The sequence below is a fragment of the Ruegeria sp. CDSA033 genome (assembly GCF_059612305.1).
Genome location: NZ_JBXWQI010000002.1, coordinates 158,048 through 170,603 on the forward strand (window position 1 = coordinate 158,048; position 12,556 = coordinate 170,603).

The 12,556-nt window shown below is 58.3% G+C and carries 11 protein-coding genes; 10 read left to right on the forward strand and 1 reads right to left on the reverse strand.

From position 1 onward, the window contains the following. The first annotated feature begins 31 nt into the window (after positions 1–31). The 10 genes from AC2FLA_RS04080 (at position 32) to AC2FLA_RS04125 (ending at position 11,628) form a co-directional block, all read left to right on the forward strand. A complete protein-coding gene (locus AC2FLA_RS04080) occupies positions 32–1,120 on the forward strand; it encodes a TFIIB-type zinc finger domain-containing protein (RefSeq protein ID WP_496720709.1) in 1,089 nt (362 codons plus the stop codon). Between the two features lie 99 nt (positions 1,121–1,219). Next, entirely contained in the window at positions 1,220–1,888 is a 669-nt protein-coding gene (locus AC2FLA_RS04085; protein ID WP_496720711.1) for a nitroreductase, read from the forward strand. Positions 1,889–1,913: 25 nt separating this feature from the next. Continuing rightward, positions 1,914–2,351, forward strand: a complete 438-nt coding sequence (gene dtd / locus AC2FLA_RS04090; protein WP_496720713.1) for a D-aminoacyl-tRNA deacylase — start codon at positions 1,914–1,916, stop codon at positions 2,349–2,351. Next, positions 2,351–3,454: a glycerate kinase type-2 family protein gene (locus tag AC2FLA_RS04095; protein ID WP_496720715.1), complete on the forward strand. Its 1,104-nt coding sequence runs from the start codon at positions 2,351–2,353 to the stop codon at positions 3,452–3,454. The genes dtd and AC2FLA_RS04095 overlap by 1 nt, the downstream gene beginning before the upstream one ends. A gap of 51 nt (positions 3,455–3,505) precedes the next feature. Continuing rightward, complete coding sequence (locus AC2FLA_RS04100; protein WP_496720717.1) at positions 3,506–5,500, forward strand: CocE/NonD family hydrolase; 1,995 nt, start codon at positions 3,506–3,508, stop codon at positions 5,498–5,500. Between the two features lie 125 nt (positions 5,501–5,625). Then, positions 5,626–7,212 carry an ABC transporter substrate-binding protein gene (locus AC2FLA_RS04105; protein ID WP_108859350.1) on the forward strand — a complete coding sequence of 529 codons (1,587 nt, stop codon included), beginning with the start codon at positions 5,626–5,628 and terminating at the stop codon, positions 7,210–7,212. 15 nt (positions 7,213–7,227) lie between these two features. Further along, complete coding sequence (locus AC2FLA_RS04110) at positions 7,228–8,184, forward strand: ABC transporter permease (RefSeq protein ID WP_058276793.1); 957 nt, start codon at positions 7,228–7,230, stop codon at positions 8,182–8,184. Then, on the forward strand, positions 8,184–8,999 hold the full coding sequence (locus AC2FLA_RS04115) for an ABC transporter permease (protein WP_496720964.1): 816 nt from the start codon (positions 8,184–8,186) through the stop codon (positions 8,997–8,999). The genes AC2FLA_RS04110 and AC2FLA_RS04115 overlap by 1 nt, the downstream gene beginning before the upstream one ends. Next, complete coding sequence (locus AC2FLA_RS04120) at positions 8,996–10,633, forward strand: ABC transporter ATP-binding protein (RefSeq protein ID WP_496720719.1); 1,638 nt, start codon at positions 8,996–8,998, stop codon at positions 10,631–10,633. Before AC2FLA_RS04115 ends, AC2FLA_RS04120 begins: the two co-directional genes overlap by 4 nt. A gap of 158 nt (positions 10,634–10,791) precedes the next feature. Next, positions 10,792–11,628, forward strand: a complete 837-nt coding sequence (locus AC2FLA_RS04125; protein ID WP_496720721.1) for an alkaline phosphatase family protein — start codon at positions 10,792–10,794, stop codon at positions 11,626–11,628. A 4-nt stretch (positions 11,629–11,632) separates the two neighbouring features. Here the strand turns inward: AC2FLA_RS04125 and AC2FLA_RS04130 are convergent, their stop codons facing one another. After that, positions 11,633–12,556, reverse strand: coding sequence for an alpha/beta hydrolase (locus AC2FLA_RS04130; protein ID WP_496720723.1), 924 nt, complete (start codon positions 12,554–12,556; stop codon positions 11,633–11,635).

The window sequence follows — 12,556 nt, forward strand, 5'->3', positions numbered from 1 at the left end:
CAAGTGTGAATGGATTGAGCAAGGTTCACCCATGACAGACGAACACCGCTTTCCCTGCGAGCAATGCGGCTCGGACTATCGGTTCAATCCGGGCGACGGGACCCTGACCTGCGATCATTGCGGGCATTCGGAATCCATAGGTGCCGGACCGTGGGGAGGTACCAGCCTGAAAGAACTGGATTTCAACGCGGCGCTGGCGAACAAGCTGCCAGAAGCAGAGATCGAGGAAACGCGGGTTCTGTCCTGCCCGAACTGCGCAGCTGAGGTCGAGTTTGACCCGAACACCCATGCGGCCGAATGCCCGTTCTGTGCCACTCCGGTAGTCACAGAGACGGGAGTTAACCGGCATATCAAGCCAAAAGGCGTGTTGCCCTTTGCTCTGGATGAACGCTCGGCTCATAAGGCGATGTCGAGCTGGCTTGGCAAGTTGTGGTTCGCGCCCAACGGGTTGAAGGATTATGCCCGCAAAGGTCGCAAGATGCAGGGGATTTACGTCCCCTACTGGACCTTCGACGCGGATACCAAGTCAGCTTATCGCGGCGAGCGGGGCACGGTGTATTACGAGACCCGGACCGTCATGCGTGACGGCAAGCGCGTGCAACAGCAGGTGGCAAAGGTGCGGTGGTCCCCAAAATCCGGCCGGGTTGCCCGGTTCTTTGACGATGTTCTTGTTTTGGCGTCCCAGTCATTGCCGAAACGCTATACTGACGCGTTGGAACCCTGGGACCTGCCGGCGCTTGAACCTTACCAGCCCGAGTATCTGGCGGGATTCCGGGCCGAGGCTTATACAGTCGAATTGCAGGACGGGTATACCGAGGCGCGCGGGCATATGGCCCGGGTGATCGAACGGGATGTTCGGTTCGATATCGGCGGTGACCGGCAGCGCATTCACGCAATCGACACGAATGTGCAAAATGTAACCTTCAAACATATTCTGCTGCCTGTCTGGCTGGCCGCATACAAATATCGGGGCCAGACTTTTCGTTTCGTTGTCAACGGCAGAACGGGGCGTGTTCAGGGCGAACGCCCTTGGTCAGCCATCAAAATCACGATCGCTGTCGTGTTGGGTCTGCTGGTTGCGGCGGGTGTCGGATACATGATGGCAACCGGTCAGCAATAGAACCGCGTCGCGTTCGCGTGCTATTTTGGCGGTTTAACCGCTTGAACATCGCTGATCCTGCCGCCATCCTGCGCCTCGGCTACACGAAGGGGGAGCAGTGTGACGCTATCCGATCTGGATCGATTACTGGCTGAGCGGCATTCTTGCCGAGCGTTCCGACCTGAACCCGTTCCCAAGGACCAGATCGAACAGATTCTGACCTGTGCATCACGTGCCCCCAGCTGGTGCAACGCGCAGCCCTGGAACATCGTGATCACCAGTGGAGCCGAGACTGACGCTTTTCGAAAAGCGCTGCAAAACGAAGTCACAACCGGCGCACCGGAACCCGACCAGCCGTTCCCGACGGCGTATACCGGTATCTATCAGGAACGACGTCGCGAATGCGGTTGGGCATTATACGAAGCCGTGGGCGTGCAGCGCGGGGATCGCGCCGGTTCGACCAAGCAAATGATGGAAAACTTTGCCCTTTTCGGTGCGCCGCATTGTGCGATAATCTCAAGCCCTGCGGACCTTGGCGCTTACGGGGCAATGGACTGCGGAGGTTTTGTCATGGCCTTCACCCTCGCCGCCCAAGCATTGGGGGTTGCCACAATCCCTCAGGCTGCTGTGGCCAGCTATGGCAAGTTTCTGCACCGGTACTTCGACATTCCCGATGATCGGTTGATCTTGTGCGCAATCTCATTCGGATACTCGGATGCAGACCACCCTGCGAACGGGTTTCGAACCGACCGGGCCGATCTGGACGAGATCGCTCGTTGGGTCGGATAACCACGACACCAAACGGAGAACAGATTTGCGCGCACTTCTACAAAGGGTTTCCCGGGCAAAAGTCTCGGTTGACGGACAAACGGTTGGACAGTCCGGTCCGGGGCTGATGATCCTGGTTTGTGCGATGAAAGGTGACGATGAACAAAAGGCCGAACAACTGGCAGCCAAGGTCTCAAAGCTGCGTATCTTCAAGGATGACACCGGTAAGATGAACCGCTCTGTCGTAGATGTGGGTGGCTCGGCGCTGGTGATCAGCCAGTTCACACTGGCCGCCGATACCTCGCGCGGGAACCGACCGGGGTTTTCCGAGGCCGCCCCCCCTGATGTGGGGCAGCGCCTCTATGAAGAGTTTGCGCGGCGGTTGCAGGCCCATGGCGTGCCCGTCGAAACCGGGCAGTTCGGGGCCGACATGGCGGTAGAGCTGGTCAATGATGGACCGGTCACAATTTGGATGGAAAGCTGATGGACCAAAGGCAACAGGCAATTCGTATTTGGCAGGCCGGTGTTGATGCGGTTGACGGAAAACGAGCCACCAAAGCTGCTCTGGATGAGGTCCAAACGCCCGACCGGATTCTGGCCGTCGGCAAGGCAGCCGCAGCGATGGCCAGCGCGGCATTGGACCATTTCGGTCCGCGTCCGACGCTGGTTGTCACCAAGGACGATCACGGGCGCGACTTGCCAGAACATGTTCAGTTGATCGAAGCCTCTCATCCGGTTCCGGACGCACGCAGCCTGGACGGTGGCCGCGCCCTGCGCGAAGCGATCGAGACGATGGCACCAGATTCCCATGTGCTATTGCTTGTTTCGGGCGGGGCATCATCCTTGGCAGAGGATTTGCTGCCGGGGAACTCATTGGCAGATCTGGCGCAACTGAACTCAAGGCTGCTGGCCGAAGGTTTGGATATCACCGCAATGAATGCCGAGCGTCGAAAGCTGTCGCGGATCAAGGGCGGCGGGCTGTTGTCCCATTTCAACGGGGCCAAAGCGACCGTTCTGGCAATCTCGGATGTGCCCGGGGACGACCTGAACGTCATCGGATCGGGAATTGGCGCATTGCCTGACACTTACAAATTTGACGCCTCGACCACGATCGTTGCTTCGAACGCCCATGCACGCTCGGCGGCCGCAGAAATGGCGCGCCGAGACGGTTTGCAAGTGCTGGCTGACGAAGAATGCCTGCATGACGATTTCTTGCAAATCGCATCCAATCTGGGGAAACGCCTGAGGGATATGCCGACCGGCGTCATGGTATTCGGCGGCGAACCAACGGTGGTTTTACCGGACAAGCCGGGCCATGGCGGGCGCAATCAGGCTCTGGCGCTGGCACTCGCCCGGGAAATAGCTGGAACATCAGGCTTGACTGTTGTTGTCGGTGGTACCGATGGCACCGATGGCCCAACCAATGCGGCCGGAGCCGTAGTCGACGGCAAAACTTGGGGCAACGGGGCCGATACCGCCTTGCAGCAGGCAGACAGTGGCAGTTTTCTGGACAAGTCCGGGGCTTTGCTGGTGACAGGCCCAACCGGAACGAACGTGATGGACCTTGTTGTCGCAATCAAACAGTGATTTGACGATTTTAGTACATTGCGAAAAGACAAAGACCGAAAGACTTCCAAAATGACTCGCTCGCCCAATTCGCTATGCGATATCGAAGATCTACCGGATGTCGGCATAGTGATGCCGGATGGATGTCGTCTTTCAGCGCGTGTCTGGCGCCCGGTGGATGCAGACAGCAGTCCCGTTCCGGCCATTTTGGAATTCCTGCCCTATCGCAAACGCGACGGCACGGCGACGCGGGATGCCCTGACCCATCCCTGGTTTGCCAAACGCGGCTATGCCTGCATTCGTGTGGACATGCGCGGCAATGGGGACAGCGAAGGGTTGATGGAAGACGAGTACACCCAGCAAGAACTGGATGATGCCGTTTCCACAATCCAATGGCTGGCGGATCAGCCATGGTGTTCAGGCACCGTTGGGATGATGGGAATCAGCTGGGGCGGGTTCAACGCGCTGCAGGCTGCCGCCCTTCAACCCGCGCCGCTGAAGGCAATTATCACCCTGTGTTCAACCGCAGATCGTTACGCAGACGACATCCATTACAAGGGCGGATGCCTGCTGAATGAAAACCTGGGATGGGGCGCGACTATGTGGTCCTACTCATCCCGCGCACCCGACCCAGCGTTGCGCCCCAACTGGCGCGAGTTGTGGCTTAAGCGTTTGGAAAACCAAACGTTCCTGCCCTTGACCTGGCTGCGCCACCAGACGCGCGACGCCTATTGGCAGCATGGCTCTGTCTGCGAAGACTTCAGCGCGATCCGCGCGGCGACTTTGGCCATAGGCGGCTGGGGTGACGCGTACAAGAACACCGTGCCGCTGCTGGTCGAACAGCTTAGCGCTCCGGTCAAGGGAATCGTGGGGCCATGGGTGCACAAATACCCGCATTTCGCAGTGCCCGAACCGAGGATCGGTTTTCTGCAAGAGGCGCTGCGTTGGTGGGATCATTGGCTGAAGGGTCTGGAAAGCGGCGTTGAAACCGACCCAGACTATCGAGCGTATCTGATGGACGGCGTCCGCCCAAAGCGGTGGTACAACAACAGACCCGGGCGCTGGATCAGCGAGCAAGCCGGCGCGACCTCGCATTTGTCCAACCTAACTTTGAACCTGTCGAACGATGGGCTCGGGCAAGATGAGCCGCTGGACACGCGGATCCAGTCGCCCCAAACCTGCGGCATGGATGGCGGCGAGTATTGCGCAATTTGGCTGGGCCCGGACATGCCGGGAGATCAGCGCGCCGATGATGCGTTGTCCGCCTGTTTCGATGGCCCGCCTTTGTCGGAAGATCTGGATATTGTCGGCGCTCCGCGCATTTGCCTGAATGTCAGGGCCGACCGTCCGCAGGCACAGATTGCGGTGCGGTTAAATCATGTCCATCCGGACGGGGCCTCAACCCGGATCACCTATGGCGTTCTGAACCTGTCGCACCGAGATTGCCACGCGCAACCAACTCCGTTGATGCCCGGAGCGCCCTACGAAATCTCACTGGACCTAGATCACATCGCCTATCGCGTTCCCAAAGGGCATCGCGTGCGGGTGGCTGTGTCCAGCGCGTATTGGCCGCTGATCTGGCCCTCACCCGAACCCGTCGAACTGCACCTGACAGGTGGTACGATCACGATCCCGAACCGGCCGACAGCGGGTGATGATGAGCATGTGTTTCAGCCGCCCGATTCTGAAACCCCGATTGATGTGACGACCCTGCGGGACAGCAGCAATTCTCGCCGGGTGGAAACAGACATGAATTCAGGTGAAACCAGCCTGATCATCGAAGACGATTTCGGTCGCGTAACGGACAATCACCACGGGCTTACGCATGGTGGCACTGCATATGAACGCTGGACCATCCACCCCGACGACCCGCTATCTGCCCACGGGCAGTGCCGCTGGACACAGGAGATCAGTCGGGACGGGATAGACCTGCGCACGGAAACATCCTGCGAAATGTGGTCGGATCGAGAGAGCTTTTTTCTTAAGGCACAGATAAGTGCTTTTGAAAACGAAACTTTGGTATTCTCTAAACAAACGGAGGACGCCGTTCCACGAAACCAGATGTGATATTTTGGTGACCAAAGGTCAGACATTTGTCCTTGCTCGGTAGACCGAAATGCGCCTAACTTGACTCATGCGTCAATAAAAATGCCCGAGAAGGGCTGAAATCCAATCAACTGGGAGATCACTAAATGAACGAACAACTCACTCACATGGCCGGTCAGGTCACTGCGGGCAAACTGACCCGTCGCGAATTCATGGGGAAAGCGGCGGCTCTGGGTGTGTCAGCGGCGATGGCCAGCACCATGTTCGCTGACGCTGCGCGCGCGGCAGGACCGAAGAAGGGCGGCGACCTGAAATTTGGCTTGCAAGGCGGCGAATCCACCAACTCGCTGGATCCGGCGACCTATGCCAGCTCGGTGCCGTTCCAGAACGGCAAACAATTCGGTGACCAGCTTGTGGAAGTTGCGCCCGACGGGTCGATCGAGCCGCGCCTGGCTGAAGCCGTCGAAGGCAGCGCGGACGCCAAAGTTTGGACATTCAAACTGCGTCAGGGTGTCGAATTCCACAACGGCAAGACCATGACCAGCGAAGACGTGCTGAAAACCATGGAGCGCCACTCGAACGAAGACTCCAAGTCCGGTGCCCTGGGTATCATGAAGGGCATCGAGTCAATGAAGGCCGATGGCGACAATTTCCAGGTCACACTGACCGAGCCAAATGCCGACTTGCCCTATCTGATGGCCGACTATCACCTGATCATTCAGCCTGATGGCGGAATGGAAAACCCAGGTGCGGGCATTGGCACCGGACCATACCAGTTGGAAGTCGACGAGCCGGGCGTACGCCACGTGTTCAAGAAATTTGCCAACCACTGGAACCCCGATTTCGGCAATTTCGACAGCGTCGAAGTAATTGTCATCAACGATGCGACTGCCCGTACGGCTGCTCTGCAGTCTGGTCAGGTTCACGCGATAAACCGCGTAGAACCTAAGGTTGCCGATCTGCTGGGCCGCGCCCCAAACTTGACAGTGCACTCGACCGCCGGCCGTGGACATTATGTGTTCATCATGCATTGCGACACCGCGCCGTTCGACAACAACGAACTGCGGCTGGCGCTGAAACACGCAATCAACCGCCAGGACTTGGTCGACAAGGTTCTGCGCGGCTACGGCACAATTGGCAACGACATGCCGATCAATGCGGCATACCCGCTGTTTGACGGCTCAATCCCGCAACGCGACTTCAGCCTTGAAAAGGCGGCAGAACACTATGCGAAGTCGGGCCATGACGGTTCGCCGATCATCCTGCGTGTCGCAGATGGCGCCTTCCCGGGTGCCGTTGACGCAGCGGCCCTGTTCCAGCAAAGCGCGGCTCAGGCCGGTATCCCGCTGGAAATCAAGCGCGAGCCCAACGATGGCTACTGGTCCGAGGTCTGGAACGTTCAGCCGTTCTGCGCATCCTATTGGGGTGGCCGTCCGGTGCAGGATCAGATGTACGCGACAGCGTATCTGTCAACCGCCGACTGGAACGACACCCGCTTCAAGGTGCCGGAGTTCGACGAAATGCTGTTTGCAGCACGGGCCGAACTGGACAACGACAAACGCAAGGACATCTACAGCAAAATGGGCATGATGGTCCGCGACCAGGGCGGTCTGATCTGCCCGATGTTCAACGATTTTGTCGAAGGCGTCACCAATCAGCTCGAAGGTTGGGAAAGCGACCCAACCCAAGAGATGATGAATGGCAACATGTCACGCAAGATGTGGTTCGCCTGATAGGGCCCACGGATAATGCATCCTATCATCAAACTGGTTTCCCAGCGCCTTGCTCTGGGACTCCTGCTTCTCTTCGGTGCATCGGCTCTGATTTTCGGCCTCACCGAAGCCCTGCCTGGGGACGCTGCGCAAGCGGTCCTTGGCCAATCCGCAACCCCCGAGGCGCTGGCAAACCTGCGCGAGGAAATGGGCCTCAACCGTCCCGCTCTAACCCGATATTTCGAATGGTTGGGCGGCATCCTGCAGGGCGATCTGGGTCAGTCTTTGACCAACAAACTCGACATCGCAGAAAGCATCGGAAAGCGCTTAGGGAACACCCTGTTCCTTGCATGTGCTGCAGCCGTGGTTTCCGTGCCGCTAGCTATCTTTCTGGGCCTTCTGGCCGTTCGGTACCGCAACCGCTGGCCTGACAAACTGATTTCTGCCATCACCCTGACAACGGTTTCGATCCCGGAATTCCTGATCGGTTACGTGGTGATCTACTTCGTCTCAGTGAAACTGGGCTGGTTCTCCTCACTCGCAATGATCAACGACACAATGTCCTTCGGGCAAAAGCTCAATGCCATCGCCTTGCCTGCCTTCGTTCTGACACTGGTTGTTCTGGCGCAGATGATGCGAATGACCCGCGCTGCGATCCTGAACCTGATGCAATCGGCCTACATCGAAACGGCCGAGCTGAAAGGCCTCTCGAATTTTCAGGTCATTGCGCGCCACGCGTTTCCCAACGCGATTTCCCCCATTGTCAACGTTGTGATGCTGAACCTGGCCTATCTGGTTGTGGGCGTCGTCGTTGTTGAAGTGGTGTTCGTATATCCCGGCATGGGGCAATATCTGGTGGATTCGGTGACCAAGCGTGACGTGCCAGTCGTTCTGGCCTGCGGCGTCGTCTTTGCCGCGGTCTATATCGGGCTCAACATGGTTGCCGATATTGTGTCTATCCTTGCCAACCCAAGACTGAGGCATCCGAAATGATGAAGAACATTCCTATTTCGGCCGCCATCGGTCTGTTTTTCACCGGACTGTACTTTTTCATGGCCCTAGCTGCCCCACTGATCGCCCCCTACGGAATGGCCGAAGTGGTCGGTGATGTGTGGGAACCGTCAAGCGCCGAGCATCTGCTGGGCACGGACAATATCGGGCGCGATCTGCTGACACGTATGATCTATGGTGGTCGCACGACCATCTTTATCGCTGCGATGGCTACAATCCTCAGCTTCATCACTGGCACCTCGCTGGGCCTTTTGGCTGCGGTTCTGGGTGGTTGGGCTGACCAGGCGCTTAGCCGGACGGTTGACCTGATAATGTCGATCCCGACGCTGATCCTGGCACTGGTTATCCTGGCGATTGTTCCGGTGACCGTTCCGATCCTGATCCTTGTGATGGGGCTGTTGGACGCCACACGTCCTTACCGACTGTCTCGATCGGTCGCCGTGGACATCAACGTGATGGACTATGTCGAAGCCGCAAAGCTGCGCGGTGAAGGTCGTCGCTGGATCATCTTCCGGGAAATCCTGCCAAACGCTCTGTCGCCTCTGGTGGCTGAATTCGGGCTGCGGTTCATCTTTATGGTCCTGTTCATCTCGACCCTTTCGTTCCTGGGTCTGGGCGTCCAGCCGCCGCTGGCGGACTGGGGCGGCATCGTGAAGGAAAACAAGGACGGGATCGTCTATGGCATCGGCGCGGCATTGTACCCCGCTGTGGCCATCGCGACGCTCGCCATCTCGGTCAACCTTGTGGCTGACTGGGTTCTGAACCGCACCACATCGCTGAAAGGAGGCCGGGGATGAGTGATACCCTTCTCAAGGTCCGCAACCTCAAGATCGGCGCGACCGTCTATCCGCCCGGCGAAAAGCCCCATGACATCGAAATCGTACACGGGGTCAGCTTTGACCTCGAACGCGGTAAAGTGTTGGGGCTGATCGGTGAATCGGGCGCCGGTAAATCGACCATCGGTTTGGCGTCCATGGCTTATGGCCGCGGTGGTGTCGAACTAACCGGTGGCGAAGTCTGGGTCAACGGGCGCGACATTCTAAAAACCCCGCATAGCGATATCCGCAATCTGCGTGGGGGCGAAGTTGCCTATGTCTCGCAATCCGCGGCCGCGTCGTTTAACCCGGCGAAGAAGATCATGGATCAGGTGGTCGAAGCTGCGGTCGAACATAAGAAGTTTTCGCGTAAAGAGGCCGAAGGCCGTGCGCGGGAACTTTTCGCCAAGCTAGGGCTGCCCGATCCGGACAATATCGGTGATCGTTACCCGCACCAGGTCTCGGGTGGTCAGCTACAGCGTTGCATGACGGCGCTGGCGCTGTGCCCCGAGCCTGATCTTGTGGTGTTTGATGAACCGACCACAGCACTGGATGTGACCACTCAGATCGACGTTCTGATGGCGATCAAAGAGGCCATTCGCGATACTGGCGTTGCTGCGCTCTATATCACGCATGACCTCGCCGTTGTCGCTCAGGTCAGTGATGACATCATGGTTCTGCGGATGGGCAACACGGTCGAGTATGGCAATACCGACCAGATCATCAACAACCCGCAGGAAGAGTATACCAAGGCGCTGGTCTCGGTCCGCTCGATCGAGCACGAAGAGAAAAAGCCTACACCGGATGCGGTTTTGAGCGTCGAAGGTATCACCGCGCGCTACAAGGGTTTGAATTTCGACGTGCTACACAACGTCAATGTCGATCTTCACCCGGGGCAGACACTGGCGGTTGTCGGCGAATCCGGCTCGGGCAAGTCGACACTGGCACGGGTGATCACAGGCTTGCTGCCGCCGCGCGATGGTGAGATCACCTTTGCTGGCCGCAAGCTTAGTGGCGATCTGAAAGGCCGCAGCCGTGAAGACCTGCGCGAGCTGCAGATGATCTACCAGATGGCCGACGTGGCAATGAACCCACGCCAGACGGTTGGTACGATCATCGGACGCCCGCTGGAGTTCTACTTCAACATGCGCGGTGCCGAAAAACGCAAGCGGATCGTCGAGCTGTTGGATGAGATCGAACTGGGCGAAAAGTACATGGACCGCTATCCGGCGGAACTGTCAGGTGGTCAGAAACAGCGTGTCTGTATCGCACGGTCGCTGGCAGCCAAGCCCAAGATGATCATCTGTGACGAGGTCACCTCGGCACTTGATCCACTGGTGGCGGACGGCATCCTGAAACTGCTGTTGGACCTGCAAAAGATCGAGGACGTGGCATACCTGTTCATCACCCACGATCTGGCGACGGTGCGCGCGATCAGCGATAGTATCGCGGTGATGTATCAGGGTCGGGTGGTTCGCTATGGGTCGAAAAGCGAGGTGCTGAGCCCGCCGTTCGACGACTATACCGACCTGCTGCTCAGTTCCGTCCCCGAGATGCATCTGGGTTGGCTGGAAGAGGTCGTTGCCCACCGCAAAATGGAAAGCGCCGGGAACTGACCCCTGCCCTTTCCGTGACAGGTAAGTGAAAAATTGAAATCCCGGCGCCTTGTTCGATGACAGGTGTCGGGATTTTGCTATTGGGGGCGCGAACGGGCAGACCCCTGATCGCGAATCCCCTAGGGTCGCCAGAAAAATTTAGTCAAAAGGCCAAAGACATGGACCGCAAACTACTCCTTATCATCCTGGACGGTGTTCCGTGGCGCAATTTCCGACGGTTGTTCGGTAACCTTGAAGGTTGGGTCGACAGCGGTGAGGCGCGCGTGTGGAAACTGCGCGCTGTTCTGCCGTCCACATCCGCCAGCTGCTATGCCTCAATCCACACCGGTGTCACACCACAGGAGCATGGCTGTACCGGCAACGGCAATGTCTTTCGCCTAGGCCATAAGGACGTCTTCAGCCAGGTCTGTGAAGCTGGCGGTGTAACCGGCGCTGTCACCCACAGTTATTGGTCGCAGTTCTTCAACCGCCACCCGTTCGATTACGTCCGCGACATCGAATATGATGAGCCTGAGAGCAAGACAATCAACCACGGTCGCTTTCACACCATGACCGGCTATGGCAAAGCCAATCAGATGACCCCGTCCGACGTGGATCTCTATGCCACTCTGACCAACCTTTGCCTGCGTCACGGGCTGGACTACGGCCTGCTGCATGCTTGCACATTGGACAGTATGGGGCACCGTTTCTACCATGATTGCGAAGAGATGGACCACGCTTGTTTCGTCGCGGATGAGATGCTGGCCCCCTTCATCCCGCGTTGGCGGCAACTGGGCTATGAGGTCATCGTGACCGCCGATCACGGCCAGGACGAACGCGGTCATCACGGCGGGCGCGGCCCGCTGCAACAGGAAACGGCACTGTACTACTTTGGCGACGCGGAAGGCCCCGAGGTCGACACGGTAATCGACCAGCTACAGCTGGCGCCTACGATCCTGAATCGCATGGGCGCGCCCATTGCCGCAACGATGAAGGCGAAACCGTTCCTGAAGTGAGAGATCAATCGTAGGGCCAGATCTGCTGGCCCAGCGCCTCGATCGCGACTGAGATTCGCTCAAAGCTGTCTGCCGCGCGCTTAACACTGGTACGCGCGCGCAGATATCCATGAACGAGACCCGGCTCGTTGATCCAATGCGCCTGCCCTCCGGCAGCGGAAATCTTGTCGCAATAGGCGGAACCGTCATCTCGCAGCGGATCGCAATCTGCGGTCACCACCACAGTTGGCGGCAGGCCCGAGAAATCCGTGTAGTGAAGCGGCGCAAATGTCGGGTCGTTTTGCGGGACAGTGCCACCGCAACGTACCTTTTCGTAGAAAACGATCTCATCCAGCGTCAATAGCGGCGCGTGGGCGTGTTCGATATACGACCCGTTCGCGCTGTCGCCGCCCAAGCCTGGGTAGATCAGCACCTGCCCCAGCACATTCTGCAACCGCCCTCGCCCATATTGGGCGACCGCTGCCGCCAGATTGCCACCGGCGCTGTCACCGGCCAGGACAATAGGATCGCCAAACTCCTGCACGGCCCAGTTCGTAGCGGTCCAGCTGTCCTGAAACTGCGCAGGATGTACATGTTCGGGGCACAGGCGATAGTCCACGGCCACAACCCGATACCCGGTCTGCGCGCAAATCTCGGCGCATACATCGTCGTGGCTGTCCAATCCGCCAACAACAAAACCGCCACCATGAAAATAGATGACGGTTCGTGTCGGCTGACCTGCATTGTAAACGCGGACAGGCACACCATCGGCCTGCCTGTCCTGTGTTTCGACCCCTTGTGGGCGGGGTTGGCGAAAGTCGCGACACATCGTGTCGTAGACCCGGCGTTGATCATCGATCGACAGGTCGACCGCGTCATCCGGATAGCTTTCAGCCGTTCGTTTTATGAACGCCCAAGTCTCTTCATCAATCAGACGTTCATAATCCAT